The sequence below is a fragment of the Brevundimonas aurantiaca genome (assembly GCF_014199955.1).
Taxonomy (GTDB): domain Bacteria; phylum Pseudomonadota; class Alphaproteobacteria; order Caulobacterales; family Caulobacteraceae; genus Brevundimonas; species Brevundimonas aurantiaca.
The window spans coordinates 719,392-735,634 of the sequence record NZ_JACHOQ010000001.1 but is presented as its reverse complement, the minus strand read 5'-3'; the positions used below and the strand labels follow the sequence as shown (position 1 = coordinate 735,634).

Below are 16,243 nucleotides of genomic sequence, written 5' to 3'. Positions count from 1 at the left end.
ATGACGAGGACGAGGATGACGGAGAGACGCTACGACGTCGCTGTGGTGGGGGCGGGGATCGTCGGCCTGGCCTGCGCCCTGGCGGCCGCGCGGCGGGGCCTGTCGGTCGTGGTGATCGACCGCGACGCCCAGGCCAACGGCGCCTCGATCCGCAATTTCGGCTTCGTCACCGTCACGGGCCAGCCGCGGGGGAAGGTCTGGAGCCGCGCCCACCGCAGCCGCGCCATCTGGGATGAGGCGGCGCGCGAGGCGGACGTGCCGGTCCTGCAACGCGGGCTGTGGCTGCCCGTGCGCCGGCTCGAGGCTGCGGCCGTGCTGGAGGCCTTCACGGCCACCGAAATGGGCGAAGGGTGTCGATTGATGACGGGGGAGGAGGCGCGGGCGCGCGCGCCGCAGATCATCGGCCCCCAGACTGTCGCCGCCATGTGGAGCCCCCACGAGCTGCGCGTGGATTCCCGCATCGCCATCCCGCGTCTGGCCGCCTGGCTGGCGGATCGCTTCGGCGTCGCGTTTCGGCGACAGACCGCCGTCCAGACCGTCGAGCCGCCGCGCCTCGTCACCAGTCGGGGCGTGGTGGAGGCCGAGCGGATCGTTGTCTGTCCCGGCGACGACCTGGTCAGTCTGTTTCCCGATCAAATGGCCCAGGCGGGGGTCACCCGCTGCAAGCTTCAGATGATGCGGCTGGCCTCGCCCGGCTTTGATCTGCCCGCTCCGGTCATGTCGGACCTGGGCCTGGTGCGCTACGGCGGTTACGCCGCCCTGCCGGAGGCGGCCGCCCTGCGCGCGCGGCTGGAGGCGGAGCAGGGCCAGGCCCTGACGAACGGGGTCCATCTGATCGCGGTCCAGGACGCCGACGGCGCCCTGGTCATGGGCGACAGCCACCATGACGCGGCCACGCCGGACCCCTTCGCCAGCGAGGCGGTCGATCAGCTGATCCTGGACGAATGGCGCGCCGCCACCGGACAGCAGGCCCCGCCGGTGCTCCAGCGCTGGACCGGAACCTACGCCCGAGGCCCCCAGGCCGATCTGATCGCGGCGCCGCACCCGGCCGTGCGCCTGGCCCTCATCACCGCCGGCAACGGCGCCTCCACCGGCTTCGCCTTCGGCGAAGAGGTGATTGCAGACCTGTTTCAGGAGACGTGACCATGACCTCCATCCGCGACAGTTTCGACATGGTCGTTTTCGACTGGGCCGGCACCATGGTCGATTTCGGCAGCCGGGCCCCTGTTCTGGCCCTGATGGAGGCCTTCGCCGCCTTGGACACGCCCGTGACGGAGGACGAGGCGCGCCGGGACATGGGCCGGGCCAAGGCCGATCACGTGCGGGCCCTGTTCGAACAGCCCCGCGTCAATGAGGCCTGGCGGGCGGCGCACGGGGCGGCGCCCGATACGGCGGCGATCGAACGGGTCATGGGCGAACTCCAGCAGCCGATGATCCGCCTGGCCCAGGAAACGGCGGACCTGATCCCCGGCGCCGCCGAGGTGGTCGATCGGCTGCGGGGCGAGGGTCTGAAGATCGCCTCCTGCACCGGCTATACGCGCGAGATGATGCAGGTGGTCCTGCCCCGTGCGGCTGACCAGGGTTACGCCCCCGATCTGGTGGTCTGCGCCCATGAGACGCCTCAGGGACGGCCGTCGCCCCTGATGATCTACAAGGCCTGCGCCGATCTGGGCGTCTGGCCCCTGTCGCGCGTGGTCAAGGTGGATGACGCCGAGGTGGGGATCGCCGAGGGGCGCAACGCCGGCTGTTTCACCATCGGGGTCGCCGCGTCCGGCAATCTGACGGGGCTGACGGCCCAGGCCCTGGCTGAGCTGGACGCCGATGACCGGGCGGCCCGGCTGGCCGCGGCCGCCGATCGTCTGCTGGAGGCGGGCGCCGACCGGGTCATCGACACGGTGGCGGATCTGATCCCGGCCCTGGAGGCCGAGGCGGCGCGCCGGGCCTGATCGCCCGAGGGCTTAACGCACCCGGATGTCGACGCTGATCTTCAGGGCGTCGTGGCGCCAGTATTCGCGGTCGAACTCGACCACCCGGCCCTGGGCGTCATAACTGGTTCGGACCACGTTCAGGCCGGGCAGGCCCGACTTGACCTGTAACGCCTCGGCCTCGCCGCGCGTCAGGGCGCAGGGCTGCATGTCCACCCGGTTGCGGGCCACGGCGATGTTGTAGGCGGACTTCAGCACGCTGGTCAGGGAGCCGTCCAGCGGATGGCTGAGCAGGTCCGGGGCCATGGCGGCGTCCACGACGATGGTCTCCACCAGAACCGCGCGGCCGTCGACCGAACGCCGGCGGCGGATGCGGTACATGGGGGCCCCCACCGGACGGCCGAAGATCGGCGCCAGAACCGGGGTGCAGGCGATCTCGGTCTTGCTCAGGGTTTCGGTGGTCGGCCGGCGTCCCTGGGCCTCCACATAGGACATGAAGCCCTCCCAGCGCGTCGGATCATAGACGACGGGCGGGGGAGAGACGTACCAGCCGCTGCGGTCCTTTCGATAGATGACCCCCTCGGCCTCCAGCTGGAACAGGGCCTCGCGGATCGTGCCGCGCGCCACGCCGCCGCCGACCTGCAACTGACGTTCGGAGGGCAGGCGTTCGCCCGGCTTCAACTCTCCGCCCGCGATCCGCGCGGCGATGGCGTCGCGCACCCCGAGGTAATGGAGACTGTCCGGCTGCGTCATGGAATCGCTCAAACGACGGTCGATTCCCGCCCGGTCGGAAGATGCGAATTCGAGCATTGCGGGTCAAGCGAGCCGGGTCCGCCCACGGATGGTTCAGACATCCGCCGCGCAAGCTTCATGAAAATTTCGCCGAAGGTGACCGCCCTTCTGGTCTATACCAAAAATGAAGAGGGGGATTTGATCCATGTCAAATGATCGTCGGTCTTTCCTGCGGGGCGCTCTGGGCGGCGCGGCCGCCGGCGCGGCCCTGAACCTGCTGCCCGCCACGGTGCGCAAGGCGATGGCCATTCCCGCCAACAACGCCACCGGCACCATCATGGACGTCGAACACGTGGTCATCTTCATGCAGGAGAACCGCGCCTTCGATCACTATTTCGGCGCGCTGAACGGGGTGCGCGGCTTCGGCGATCCGCGCCCCCAACGGCTGCCCGGCGGGGCCAGCGTCTGGCGTCAGCCCAGCGACCAGCACCCCGACGGCTTCGTCATTCCCTTCCATGGGGATTCCCGCACCACCAACGCCTATACGGTCGACGGGTCGGACCAGGGCCACAAGGCCGCCGTCACCATCGTCAACGGCGGCCGTTATGACCAGTGGGGCCATTCCGGCGAGCTGCACAAGCGGATGGCCTATTACAAGGCCTCGGACCTGCCCTTCTACTACGCCCTGGCCAGCGCCTTCACCGTCTGCGACGCCTATCACTGCTCGACCCTGACCCAGACCTATCCGAACCGGCTGCACCTCTGGACCGGCTGCAACGGCGGCGGAAAGGTCGGCGGCGACCCGGAGATGAGCAACTACGGCGAGGACGAGACGCCCAGCGCCGACATGGCCGAAGACAGGGTCATGGAGAAGGGGCCGCACGACTGGACCACCTACGCCGAACGGCTCCAGGCGGCGGGCGTCAGCTGGAAGGTCTATCAGGAGTACGACAATTTCGGCGACAACATCCTGTCGGTGTTCAAACCTTTCCGGCCGTGCCCCAAGGATTCGCCCCTGTATGAGCGCGGCCGGTCCTGGGTGTCGGAGCATAAGACCGGCGCAGACCGCACCCGTTCGGACGGCGAGCAGCTGGTGGAGGCCTTCCGCGCCGACATAGCGGGCGGGCGCCTGCCCCAGGTGTCCTGGATCGTGACGGCGCGGGATCTGTCGGAACATCCCGACGCCGAGCCGTCCAAGGGCGAGCACGTCTGCGCCCAGCTGATCGAGGCCCTGGTCGATCACCCGGAGGTCTTCTCCAAGACTGTCTTCATCGTCAACTATGACGAGGCCGGCGGCTTCTACGACCATATCCAGCCCCCGATGCCGCCCCTGACGCCGGACCAGGGCCACAGCACCGTCTCGGTCGCCGGCGAGGCCAAGGTCTATGGGCCTGACGCCGATGCGGCCCATCGCGGCGCCCATCCTCTGGGTCTGGGCATCCGCGTGCCCGCCATCGTGGTCTCGCCCTGGAGCCGCGGCGGCTTCGTCTGTTCGGAGGTGTTCGACCACACCTCGACGCTGCAGTTCCTGGAAAAGCGTTTCGGCGTTCGGGAGGAGAACATCAGTGACTGGCGTCGGACGGTTTGCGGCGACCTGACGTCGGCCTTCGACTTTGCGCGTCCGAACCAGGACTGGGCCGCCCTGTCTCTGCCCGCCACGGCCGACTACATGCAGCGGGTCGCCCGCTCCAAGGCCGCGCCGACCCTGCGGATCCCCGAGCGCCAGGTTCCGGCCGTTCAGGACGGGCCGCAGCGGGGCGCCCGCCCTCTGCCCTATGATCTGGCCGCCCAGGCCCGCGTCGCCGACGGGGCTGTCTGGATCGACCTGGTCAACCGCGGCCGCACCGGCGCGGTCTTCCAGGTGTTCGACGCCACCGATCGCGCAGGCCCCTGGCGCTTCACCCTCGCCGCCGGAGAGACCTATGCGGCCGGACACTGGAACACCGGCCGGCCTGGCCCCTATGATCTGACGGTCCACGGCCCTAACGGCTTCTACCGCCGCTTCGCGGGCGACACCGCCCAGCCCCAGCCGCAGGTCACGATCGCCACAGACGCCAGGGGTGTGCTGACCGTGGGCCTGACGGGGACGGGCGAGGAAGCCGCCCTGGCGGTGCTGGACATGGACCCTGCCTATCCCCTGTCCGAAGGCGAGGCGCGGCGTCGGCTGACCGTCCGGCCCGGCGCAGCGTCGCAGTCGACCTGGGATCTGCGCGGCAGCGACCACTGGTACGACCTGAAGGTGAGCCTGGAGGATGATCCGACCTTCATCCAGAGGCTGGCCGGTCATGTGGAGACCGGCCGCTCCAGCCGCACCGATCCGGCCATCGGGCGGATGCGCCTGTGAACTCCGCCCTTTCGACCGCTGCTTACGACGGAAATTTGATGACCTCTCCCGTGGACGCCGACGCCTTCGTTTCCGAACTTTCGGACCTTTTCGCCCGGCTGGGCGGGCTGCATTACGGTGAGGACGTCACCCAGCTGGAGCATGCGGTGCAGACGGCGCACCATGCCCAGGCGGACGGGGCTCCGCCCGCCCTGGTGGCGGCGGCCTTGCTGCACGACGTCGGCCACATGATGCAGAAGGCCGGCGAGGACGCCGCCGATCGGGGCATCGACACCCGGCACGAACAGATCAGCGCCGGCTATCTGGCCCGCGCCTTTGGACCTGAAGTGACCGAGCCGGTCCGGCTGCATGTGGCGGCCAAACGGTGTCTGGCCGCCACGGCGCCGGGCTATGTCGATCGGCTGAGCGCCGCCTCGCTTCAGAGCCTGGCCTTGCAGGGCGGACCGATGAGCCCGGCCGAGGTGGAGGAATTCATGGCCTTGCCGGCGGCCGAGGCCGCCCTTCGGCTGCGCCGCTACGACGAACTGGGCAAGGCCCAGGGCGTCGAGGTCGCCGGTTTCGAGGCCTATCGCCAGCTTCTCTGCGACCTGATCAACCGCAGGGCGGAAGCCTAGTTTTCATTTCAACGAATGGGGGTTGTTGAATGAGTGAAGGGTCCAGTCGTCACCGCTCCGGATAGACGGAGCGAAAGACATCGGCCCGCCGGTTCCGGCGGCGCCGTCGCAATCCAATAGTTTTCGGCCCGGGTCTGGGTCGAGCGGTTGATGCAGTCAGGGCGCGCCCGCGCGTCGCTGATCGCTGACGCCTGCCTTGAGCGGACCTCGATGGCCGATCCGACCACACATCAGGATCAATGGAGACAGTCATGTCGCGTCATCTCATGGCCCAGGAACGGGCCGTTCATCGTCACACCACCGCCGGGACCGGCCTGCGCGCCGTCCTCCTGGCGGGTTCCGCCGCCCTGGTCGCGGGCGTCGCCCACGCCCAGACCGCCGCGCCGCAATCCACGCCCGCAGAGGTGGAGGAGGTCGTCGTGACCGGCCAGCGCCTCAGCACCGCCAACGCCATCGAGGCCCAGCGCCGCTCGGGCGTGGTCTCCAGCGTGATTTCGTCCGACGACCTGGGCAAGCTGCCCGACGCCAATGTCGCCGACGCCCTGGCCCGCGCGCCCGGCATCAACGTCGTCGTGAACCAGGAGACGGGCGAAGGCGAATATGTCTCGGTGCGCGGCCTGGCCGGCACCTTCAACGCCTATTCGATCAACGGCGTCCGCGTCGCCCTGACCGATCCCGACAGCCGCAAGATGTCGATGACGGTCCTGCCGCCCAACGGCCTGAAGAGCATCACCGTCTCCAAGACCCTGACGCCGGACATGGACGGCGACGCCATCGGCGGCTCCGTCAACTTCCAGACCCCCACGGCCTTCGATTTCGCCCGCCCGGTGGCGCGCGCCTTCCTCAGCTATGGGATCAACGACCGCGCCCGCGAGCAGGATGAAAAGGACGGCGCCGGTCAGGTCCAGCTGGACTTCGCCAGCCGCCTGCCGTCCGACAGCCGTTTCGGCGCCTTCGTCTCCTTCAACTACGGCAAGAGCAACGGCCTGAACGAAGAGACCGAGAACGACGGCGAGTGGGAGCCCTATCGCTGGCGTCGGAACAGCACCGAAGAGATCGACGAGCGTTCGATGTACCTGCCGGGCATCGACCTGGACTACCGTCGCATCGAGCAAGAGCGGTTCGGCGGGAACTTCTCGATCGACTATCGTGGGGACACGAACGACTTCTATCTGCGCGGTCAGTACAGCCGTCTGGAACGGACCGGCACCAATGACTACACCGACTTCCGCAGCCGCAAGACCAAACGCCTGCAACAGGTCGATCTGGAAGACACCAGCCTGATCCAGCCGGACAATGCGGTCGTCGGCTTCGGCGCCAAGGGCCGCATCTACAGCTACACCACCGCCCAGATCAAAGACTTCGACGCTGACGGCGTGATCACGGACGCGGACCGTCAGAGCAGCTCGTCCTACTGGTCCCTGTTCGGCCGGTCCGGCGTCTGGAAGCCCGAGACCTTCCAGTTCGCCCGCACCTTCCAGACCCTGGACCAGACCTCGACCCTGGGCACCATCAATCTGGGCGGCCAGAGCCGTCTGAACCGCCTGACCCTGGACTATGACCTCAGCTACAGCGCCGGCGAAAAGGGCGGACCGGACAGCTTCTCCATCGGGTACAACTGCGACGCCTGCTCGGCGCCGTTCAACCAGACGGGCCTCTTGTGGTCGTCCTATGATCCGCGCTTCCCCATGCCGCAACTGCCGGCCTTCGCTCAGAACGCGCCGAACGATCCCAATCTGCTGCCCTATGACGGCGGCGGCCGCAGCCGCGACAAACAGACCGACGCGCGCACGGCGTTCAAGTTCGACGCCGTCTATGAGATGGAAGGCCTCGTCCGTCATCTGAAGGCGGGCGTGAAGATCCTGCGGTCCGAGCGGGAGTACGACTCGACCCCGATCTGGGGCGGTTCGTTCGACAACACGCCGCTGGCGGGCAAGAGTCTGGGTCAGTCGGGCCTGATCGACCGCGAGGTCCGCAACGTTCTGAACGGCCGCTACTACTACGGCGCCATCCTGAACCGCGACAAGGTGACGGCCGCCATCGAGGCCGCCCAAAAGGCCAATCCGGTCAACTATTCCTACGCCGATCTGAACTCGAGCGACAAGAGCGGCGAAGAGACCATCTACGCCGGTTACGGCCTGGCCAGCTTCCAGCTCAACGATCTGGACGTGGTCGCCGGGGTGCGGGTCGAACACACGGAAGTCACCAACACCAACTGGATCGAAGACGGCGACCGGAGCGGTTTCGGCGACACCGACAGCCACTACACCAACGTCCTGCCCAGCGTGACGGCGATCTATCGCCCGTCGGAAAACTTCGTCTATCGCGGCGCGATCTGGACCAGCTTCTCCCGGCCCGAGTTCAGCAACATCTCGCGTGGCGTCAGCGTCGGCCGGGCAAAGCCGAGGCCGGGCGAGACCCTGGGCGAGATCGTCTCCATCAGCCAGGGCAATCCCGACCTGAAACCGGCCGAGGCCCTGAACCTGGACGTTTCGGCTGAATATTACCCGGACCGTTCCAGCCTGGTGTCGATCGGCGTCTTCCACAAGAAGATCGACCACTTCATCTTCACCAACGGCAGCGCGGTCGACGCTCCCACCCAGGAAGGCGTGATCACCATCACTCAGCCCAAGAACGGTGAGACGGCCCGGATCACGGGCGTCGAGCTGAACCTGATCAAGTCGTTCGAGGGCATGGCCGCGCCCTTCGACGGCTTCGGGGTCGAGGCCAATCTGACCCGCCAGGTCAGCGAGGCCGAGACGGGTCTGGACTACCGCAGGGGGCGCAAGATCTCCTTCATCCAGGCGCCGGATCTGATCTACAACGCCTCTCTGACCTATCAGAAGTACGGCTTCGAAGCCCGGCTGTCCTATCAGTATCAGGGCGCCTATATCGAAGACCTGCGTGACAACGCCGTGGACAAATGGGTCCAGCCCAACAAGAGCCTGGACTTCCACTCGCGCTACACCTTCCGTCCCGGCCTGACGATGGACTTCGACGTCCAGAACATCCTGGACGGCCACCGCTACTATACGACCAAGGGCGAAAGCCCCTCCTATCAGAAGGACTATATGGAACCCGGCCGGAACTTCCTGGTCCGCCTGGCCTATTCCTACTGATCCAGAACCTGGGCGAAACCGGCTGGGGGACGTTCCCTCCAGCCGGACTTCGCTCAGCCCGTCAAACCCTGACGCCAAACTGAACCGCCCCCGATCGCAGGATCGGGGGCGGCTTTTTTCGATGAGGAGGTAGGGGACCGAGGGTCAGACGTCGACGGCGGCGTCCAGGGCGTTTTCCTGGATGAAGTCGCGGCGGGGTTCGACCACGTCGCCCATCAGCTTGGCGAACAGGTCGTTGGCGTCTTCCTCGTGCTCGACCGAGACCTGCAGCAGGGTGCGGGCGTTGGCGTCCAGCGTCGTCTCCCACAGCTGTTCCGGGTTCATCTCGCCCAGACCCTTGTAGCGCTGGATGGCCAGGCCCTTCTTGCCGGCGTCCAGCACTGCGTTCAGCAGGTCCAGCGGCCCGCGGATGGTGGTGGACTTGTCCTTGCGGCGGTAGGTGGCGGGGGCGGTGAAGACGCCGTCGAAGGCGGCGGCGCGCTCGGCCAGACGGCGGGCGTCCAGCGACCGGATCAGGGTCTCTTCCAGGACGATGGTCTCCTGGACCGCACGACGGGTGCGGGTGAAGATCACGGCGCCCTGTTCGCCCGGCGCGCCGGTCCAGTCGCCGTCGCCCTCCTCGGCATAGAGGTTCAGGCGGACGGCGGCGGCCGCAGCCGCCTCGGCGGTGTCGGCGTTCTCGGTGAACAGACCGGCCAGGGCCGCCTGTTCGACGGCGAAGGCGGGCGCGCGCTGGCTCAGGCGATCCACCCCGGCCTTAAAGGCCTTGGCCTCGCGCACCAGGGCCTGAAGGTCCAGACCCAGGCGACGTTCGCCGGTGGACAGGTCCAGTTCGGCCTCGGACGAGCCTTCCTCGATCAGATAGGCGTCCATCTCCGCCTGATCCTTCAGGTAGCGCGACTGCTTGCCCTTGGAGACCTTATAGAGGGGCGGCTGGGCGATATAGACATGGCCGCGCGTGATCAGCTCGGGCATCTGCCGATAGAAGAAGGTCAGCAGCAGGGTGCGGATGTGGGCGCCGTCGACGTCGGCGTCCGCCATCAGGATGATCTTGTGATAGCGCAGCTTGTCGGCGTTGAAGTCGTCGCGGCCGATGCCGGTGCCCAGCGCCAGGATCAGGGTGCCGATCAGGTCTGACGACAGCATCCGGTCGAACCGGGCGCGCTCGACGTTCAGGATCTTGCCGCGCAGGGGCAGGACGGCCTGGTTCTCGCGGTTGCGCGCCTGTTTGGCCGAGCCGCCGGCGCTGTCGCCCTCGACGATGAAGAGTTCGGACTTGGCCGGGTCGCGCTCCTGGCAGTCGGCCAGCTTGCCGGGCAGGGAGCTGATTTCCAGCGCCGACTTGCGGCGGGTCAGGTCGCGGGCCTTGCGCGCCGCTTCACGGGCGGAAGCGGCCTCGATGATCTTGGCGACGATCATCTTGGCCTCGACCGGATGTTCCTCGAACCAGGTGGACAGGCCTTCCGAGCACAGGGCCTCAACGGCCGGCCGCACCTCGGAGGAGACCAGCTTGTCCTTGGTCTGGCTGGAGAATTTGGGGTCCGGCACCTTGACCGACAGGACGCAGGTCAGGCCCTCGCGGGCGTCCTCGCCGGTCGGGGCGACCTTCTCCTTCTTCGCCAGGCCCGAGCTTTCGATATAGCCGCCCATGACGCGGGTCAGGCTGGCGCGGAAGGCCGACAGGTGGGTGCCCCCATCCCGCTGGGGGATGTTGTTGGTGAAGCACAGCATGGTCTCGTGGTAGCTGTCGTTCCACCACAGGGCGAGATCGAGCTCGATCCCCTCCTTCTTGCCGCGAATGACGATGACGTCCTTCAGCAGGGGCTGTTTCGACTTGTCCAGGTGGCGCACGAAGGCCTCGACCCCGCCCTCATAGTGCAGGGTGACGTCGATCGGCTCGGCGTGGCGCATGTCGGCCAGGCGAATGACCACGCCCGAGTTCAGGAAGGCCAGTTCCCTTAAGCGGTGCTCCAGCGTCTTGAAGTCGAAGTCGATGTGGCTGAAGGTCGTGATCGAGGGGAAGAAGGTCACCTCGGTGCCGCTCAGGGGCTGACCGGCCTTGTCGCCCGTGGTGCGGATCGGCGCCGTGCCGGTGACTTCCAGCGACTTGACCGTGTCGCCGCGCTCGAACCGCATCTGGTGCTGCTTGCCGTCGCGATAGATCTTCAGCTCCAGCCAGTCGGACAGGGCGTTGACCACCGACACGCCCACGCCGTGCAGACCGCCGGAGACCTTGTAGGAGTTCTGGTCGAACTTACCCCCGGCGTGCAGCTGGGTCATGATGACCTCGGCCGCCGAGACGCCTTCCTCGGCGTGGATGTCGGTCGGGATGCCCCGGCCGTTGTCGGTCACCGTCACCGAGCCGTCGGCGTTCAGAATGACCTGGACCAGGTCGGCATGGCCGGCCAGGGCCTCGTCGATGGCGTTGTCCACCACCTCATAGACCATGTGGTGCAGGCCCGAGCCGTCGTCCGTATCGCCGATATACATGCCGGGACGCTTGCGCACCGCGTCCAGGCCTTTGAGAACCTTGATGGAATCGGCGCCGTATTCGGGCTGTTCGGCAATCGGATCGGTCATGAAATCTTTGGCTCTGAAGTCCCGACCGGGACGGGGAGTGAGCGCCGCTCAGGGCCCTCGAATCGACGACGGGATCGCACCGCGTCGAAGCCCGCAACATATAGGAAATTTCGGCGAAAAAGCGAGGAATTCCGGCGTGGATTCCTAGTCGCGCTCCAGCGCCCCGCCGGCGACGCGGACGAACTGGGCGCGGCCCTCCAGACCGGCGAACAGGCCCCGTTCGGTGCCGGTCATGAAGGCCTGCAGATCCAGGGCTGTGATCTCGTCGAACAGGGCGGCGCGGCGGGCTTCGTCCAGGTGGGCGGGGGCCTCGTCCAGCAGCAGGACGGGGCGGGCCGACTGGTGTGACAGGCGGCTGATCTGGGCCAGGATCAGGTTCAGGACCAGGGCCTTCTGTTCGCCGGACGAGCCCTCGGCGGCGGGGCGGTTCTTCTCGCGGTGAAGGGCGGTCAGGTCGGTGCGGTGCGGGCCGAACAGGGAGCGGCCGGCGGCGCCGTCGCGGGCGCGGGCGCGGGCCAGGCCGTCGCGGATGGCGGCGGCGATTTCGTCTTCTTCGGCGCCGGCTTCGGCCATCTGCTCGGCGGGGCCGTCCAGGCCCAGGTCGGCCTGGGGGAAGGGACGGTCGCTGCGGGCGTCGATGGCGGCCTGGAGCGCCTGCAGGGCGGCGACCCGGGCCAGGGCCGCGCGCGCGCCGGCCTCGCCCAGCCGGGCCTCCAGGGCGTCCAGCCAGACGGGGTCGGCCTCGCGTCCATCCTGTGCGTCGTTCAGCAGCCGCAAGCGTTCGCGCAGGGCCTTCTCATAGGCGGAGACGGCGGCGGCGTGGTCGGGATCGGCGGCGAACACCAGCCGGTCGAAGAACTTCAGCCGCTCGGCCCGGGCGTCGGAGAACAGCCGGTCCTGCTCGGGCGTCGCCCAGACGGGTCGCAGATAGTCGAGCAACCGTCCTGGTTGGGCCGTCTCGCCGTCGATCCGCACGATGCGCCGCGCCGCGCCCGCCGTCTGGACGCCGGTGCCCAGCCGCGTCTCGTCGTCCAGTTCGACCATGACGGCCCAGGCGCGGCCCACCGCCTCGCCGGGCTCACGCCGCCCCATCTCGGCGGCGGTCGCGCCCCGCAGCCCCTTGCCGGGGGTCAGAAGGCTGACGGCCTCCAACAGATTGGTCTTGCCCGCTCCGTTTGGGCCATGAAGCACCACCGGGCCGGAGGCGAGCTCCAGCCGTGCGCCCGCATAGGAGCGGAAGTCGGTGAGGGTGAGGGAAATCAGACTCAAATCTATCCGCTCAGCGGTCGCTGTATCGACGGCGCCATTCTTCCAAAGTCGCACTGACTTCTTCCGACCCGCCCTGCCAACCCCAACCGATGTCAGAGTCCAGCGTTGTCGTCCGCTTTCCTTCTAGCTTGGAACCTTCCCAGATAGGATTGCCGTTAAAAGCGTCGTCTTGGTGGTCCCAGCCTACTGAGGCGTACATACTGTCTGACGGTCGCTCGAAGCGGAACTGTTTCACATCCGACCATCTTACGGTCCGAGCGCGATAGCCTATCCGAAAGCTGAATCCCTTGTCGGTCAGCTTGATAAAGTCGCTACGCCATAGGGCGCTCAGCGAGCTTCCAAATAAGAAGATCGTCACCAATACTGGGAACGCCAGCAACACAAGATAGAATGGCTCTTCAGTGTAGAAGCGCACTGCTTCTCTGCGCCCCATGACGCTGGCTACCCAGACGTATGCACCGACTTGTATCAGAAGGCCGAAGGCCGAAATCGCGATTGCGCTGACAGTTCGCCATCGCGCTTTTCGGATTATAAGAACCGGGGCTTGGCCTTCGTCAGACACGCAACGGCATCAGCACATACTGCACGCCCGGATCGCCCGGATCGAGCACCAGGGTGGGCGAGGCCGGGTCGGCGAAGCGGAAGGCGGCGTTTTCGCCGGTGATCTGGCCGGCGACGTCCAGCAGATAGCGGGCGTTGAAGCCGATCTCGAACGGCTCGTCGGAATAGCCGATCTCGACCTCTTCCTCGGCCTGACCGGCCTCCATGTTGCGGACGGTCAGCTTCACCCGGTCGTTGTCGAAGGCCAGTTTCACCGACCGGCTCTTTTCAGCCGAGATGGTGGCGACCCGGTCGACGGCCTTGGCGAACAGGGCGTTGTCGATGTCGGCCTGTTTGTCGTTGCCGCGCGGAATGACGCGCAGATAGTCGGGGAAGGCGCCGTCGATGACCTTGGAGGTCAGGCTGGCCTCGCCCAGTTGGAAGCGGATCTTCTGGGCCGAGACGGTGATCTCGACCGGGCCGGAGGCGTCGTCCAGCAGGCGGCGGACCTGGTCCACCGTCTTGCGCGGCACGATCACGCCGGGTCCGCCGGCCGCGCCGTCGGGCGCCGGGGTCTCGGCCAGGGCCAGGCGGTGGCCGTCCGTCGCCACGGCGCGCAGCAGGGGCACGCCGGCCTCGGCCACCGTGTGCAGATACAGGCCGTTCAGATAGTAGCGCGTCTCTTCAGTCGAGACGGCGAACCGGGTCTTGTCGATCAGGCGCGCCAGGTCTTCCTTGGGCATGACGTAGGATGCGCCGGCGCTGTCGGTCGACATGACCGGGAAGTCGCCGGCCGGCAGGACCGGCAGGTTGAAGCGCGACCGACCGGCCGAGACCACCAGGCGGGGATCGTCGCCCGAATAGGTCAGGGACACCTCGGCGCCTTCCGGCAGCTTGCGCACGATTTCGTACAGGGTGTGGGCGGGGGCGGTGATCTGGCCCTCGACGTTCACCGTCGCCTCGGCCTCGTCCACCATCTCCATGTCCAGATCGGTGGCGGCGAAGGCCAGACGGTCACGGCCCGCGCTGAGCAGGACGTTGGACAGGATCGGAATGGTGTTGCGACGTTCGACCACGCTCTGCACATGGCCCAGGGCCTTCAGGAGCGCGGATCGTTCGATGGTCAGTTGCATAGCGTCTCGCCCGGATGCGGCGACTCAGGCTGGAGCGCCACGATAAAGGGCCTTGGACACTAGCGGATTGGGCGCAAGGAGCAAGGAAGTGGCGAGCGGTTAGTTGACGAGTGACGAGGGATATTGGGGGCAAATCGGCGGGACGAGACGTTTTCTATTCGCTCGCCGCTCGCCGCCGACCGCTCGCCGCTCGAAATCAGCCCCGCAGCTTGCGGGTCAGGGCCTCCACATCCCGGGCGATCTGGTCGTCCTGGGCCATCAGCTCCTCGATCTTGCGCACGCCGTGCAGGACGGTGGTGTGGTCGCGCCCGCCGAAGCGACGGCCGATGTCGGGGTAGGAGCGGGTGGTGTGCTGCTTGCACAGATACATGGCCATCTGACGCGGACGGGCCACCGAACGGGTGCGGCGCTCGCTGAGCAGGTCGGCCTGTTTCAGGTTGAAATGGTCGGCGACCGTCTTCTGGATCTCGTCGACGGTGATCCGACGTTCCGGTCCGCCGCGCAGGGCGGCGCCCAGCAGGGTTGAGGCCTCGTCTACCGAGACGGACGAAAGACGGGAACCGGCGGCGGCGGCCAGGGTGTTCACCGCGCCTTCCAGTTCGCGCATCGAACCGGGGGTGCGATCGACCAGCTGGGCCAGCACCTCGGGCGCGGCCTCCCCCTGGACGACGCCCAGGGCCGACAGAGCCTTCAGACGGTTTTGGGCCACGGCGATCTTCAGCGCCCGGTCGCCCGCCTCGACCGGGCAGGTCAGGCCGGCGGACAGATGGCTGCGCAGGCGGGGTTCCACCTCGGTCAGGGCCATGGGCGCGCGGTCGGCCGAGAAGACGATCCGTTTGCCGTCCTCGATCAGGGCGGTCAGGGTCGACAGCAGCTCCTCCTGGGTGCTCGCCTTGCCGCCGACGAACTGGACGTCGTCCAGCAGCAGCATGTCGGCCGAGCGCAGGCTTTCCTTGAAGGCGGCGGTCGAACGGTCCTGCATCGCCTTGACGAAGGTCGACAGGAAGCGTTCGGCGGTCAGATAGACCACCTTGGCCTCGGGCCGCAGGCGTTGGGCCTCCCAGGCGATGGCGTTCAGAAGGTGGGTCTTGCCGTAGCCGTAGGGGCCGCAGAAGAAGACGGGGTTGAAGTGGCCGTCGGCCCAGCTGGCCACCTGTTTGGCGATGGCCAGGGCGAAGGCGTTGCCCTGACCTTCGACGAAGCTGTCGAAGGTCAGACGCTCCTGCAGGCCTGCGGCGCGCACGGCCCGGGCGCCGTCGGCGACGGGGGCGACGGTGGGCTGGGCCAGGGCCGCCAGACGGGGAGTGGCGTCCACCACATTGCCGCCGATCACCGCCGAGGCCGGGGGCGCCGAGCCCACTTCGGCGCGGCAGCGGACGTCCAGCCGGCGGTTCAGCCGGTCCAGGCCCAGCCACAGCTCGTTCATACGCCGCAGGGCGTTCTTGCGAACCCAGTCGCGGGCGTAGGCGGTGGGGGTGACCAGGATCAGCTGACCGGCGGAATCCATCCGCACGGCCGAGGGGGCGATATAGGACGAGAAGGGGCCGTCGCCGATTTCGGCCCTCAGGCGCAACGAGGCCTCGTTCCAGATGCGGTTCGGATCCGTCATGTTCGATCCGTCCACGCCGTTCGCCGCCGCCATCGCACCCCCAACCATCGCTCCGCCACCCAATCCAAAAAGCCAATCCGATCGTCTGCACTTCAGGGCGATGGTTCAGGGACGACTTCTCCAGCCCCGAAAAGCGATGCTTTTCGGGCGGGGCCGAACTCCTGGACAGACATCTCCCGCCAACGCGAAACTATCGTCCCGCGCCGTCTTCATCCGTGTTGGGATGGAAGTGCGTTAGAGCCCAAAACTTACGCGGCGCGCCGGTCGGGTCAACGCTGATTCGTTGGTTGATTCGCAGTTAAATTGTTTGACTCCGTCAAACGCTAATCCTGCTTGGGAAATTCGTCCGACCGACGCGCCGGACTCCGTATTCGTGCG

11 protein-coding genes are annotated in these 16,243 nt (G+C 67.4%); 5 read left to right on the top strand and 6 right to left on the bottom strand.

Annotation, left to right across the window (positions count from 1 at the left end; all coding sequences use genetic code 11):
* The first annotated feature begins 15 nt into the window (after positions 1 to 15).
* Both GGQ93_RS03555 and phnX read left to right on the top strand, forming a co-directional pair.
* The gene (locus GGQ93_RS03555; protein ID WP_183215137.1) at positions 16 to 1,143 is read left to right on the top strand and encodes a TIGR03364 family FAD-dependent oxidoreductase; all 1,128 of its coding nucleotides are present in this window, start codon (positions 16 to 18) and stop codon (positions 1,141 to 1,143) included.
* Between the two features lie 2 nt (positions 1,144 to 1,145).
* Entirely contained in the window at positions 1,146 to 1,946 is an 801-nt protein-coding gene (gene phnX / locus GGQ93_RS03550) for a phosphonoacetaldehyde hydrolase (protein ID WP_183215136.1), read from the top strand.
* Positions 1,947 to 1,958: 12 nt separating this feature from the next.
* Here phnX and GGQ93_RS03545 read toward each other — a convergent pair whose 3' ends face one another.
* Positions 1,959 to 2,678 (bottom strand): UTRA domain-containing protein, encoded by a 720-nt coding sequence (locus GGQ93_RS03545; protein WP_054766720.1) that lies wholly within the window; start codon positions 2,676 to 2,678, stop codon positions 1,959 to 1,961.
* A gap of 184 nt (positions 2,679 to 2,862) precedes the next feature.
* On the opposite strand from GGQ93_RS03545, the gene GGQ93_RS03540 reads away from it, so the two are divergent.
* The 3 genes from GGQ93_RS03540 (at position 2,863) to GGQ93_RS03530 (ending at position 8,734) form a co-directional block, all read left to right on the top strand.
* Positions 2,863 to 5,001 carry a phosphocholine-specific phospholipase C gene (locus GGQ93_RS03540; RefSeq protein ID WP_183215135.1) on the top strand — a complete coding sequence of 713 codons (2,139 nt, stop codon included), beginning with the start codon at positions 2,863 to 2,865 and terminating at the stop codon, positions 4,999 to 5,001.
* A gap of 38 nt (positions 5,002 to 5,039) precedes the next feature.
* Positions 5,040 to 5,615 carry an HD domain-containing protein gene (locus GGQ93_RS03535; protein ID WP_183215134.1) on the top strand — a complete coding sequence of 192 codons (576 nt, stop codon included), beginning with the start codon at positions 5,040 to 5,042 and terminating at the stop codon, positions 5,613 to 5,615.
* Positions 5,616 to 5,866: 251 nt separating this feature from the next.
* Positions 5,867 to 8,734, top strand: a complete 2,868-nt coding sequence (locus GGQ93_RS03530; protein WP_224764403.1) for a TonB-dependent receptor — start codon at positions 5,867 to 5,869, stop codon at positions 8,732 to 8,734.
* Positions 8,735 to 8,878: 144 nt separating this feature from the next.
* On the opposite strand, the gene gyrB is transcribed toward GGQ93_RS03530, so the two are convergent.
* The 5 genes from gyrB to dnaA all read right to left on the bottom strand — a co-directional run bounded on the left by gyrB (position 8,879) and on the right by dnaA (position 15,865).
* On the bottom strand, positions 8,879 to 11,314 hold the full coding sequence (gene gyrB / locus GGQ93_RS03525) for a DNA topoisomerase (ATP-hydrolyzing) subunit B (RefSeq protein ID WP_183215132.1): 2,436 nt from the start codon (positions 11,312 to 11,314) through the stop codon (positions 8,879 to 8,881).
* Between the two features lie 144 nt (positions 11,315 to 11,458).
* On the bottom strand, positions 11,459 to 12,589 hold the full coding sequence (gene recF / locus GGQ93_RS03520) for a DNA replication/repair protein RecF (protein WP_183215279.1): 1,131 nt from the start codon (positions 12,587 to 12,589) through the stop codon (positions 11,459 to 11,461).
* A gap of 4 nt (positions 12,590 to 12,593) precedes the next feature.
* Positions 12,594 to 12,998: a hypothetical protein gene (locus GGQ93_RS03515; protein ID WP_183215131.1), complete on the bottom strand. Its 405-nt coding sequence runs from the start codon at positions 12,996 to 12,998 to the stop codon at positions 12,594 to 12,596.
* Positions 12,999 to 13,137: 139 nt separating this feature from the next.
* The gene (gene dnaN, locus GGQ93_RS03510; RefSeq protein ID WP_183215130.1) at positions 13,138 to 14,256 is read right to left on the bottom strand and encodes a DNA polymerase III subunit beta; all 1,119 of its coding nucleotides are present in this window, start codon (positions 14,254 to 14,256) and stop codon (positions 13,138 to 13,140) included.
* 196 nt (positions 14,257 to 14,452) lie between these two features.
* Positions 14,453 to 15,865: a chromosomal replication initiator protein DnaA gene (gene dnaA, locus GGQ93_RS03505; RefSeq protein ID WP_224764402.1), complete on the bottom strand. Its 1,413-nt coding sequence runs from the start codon at positions 15,863 to 15,865 to the stop codon at positions 14,453 to 14,455.
* Positions 15,866 to 16,243: the final 378 nt, after the last annotated feature.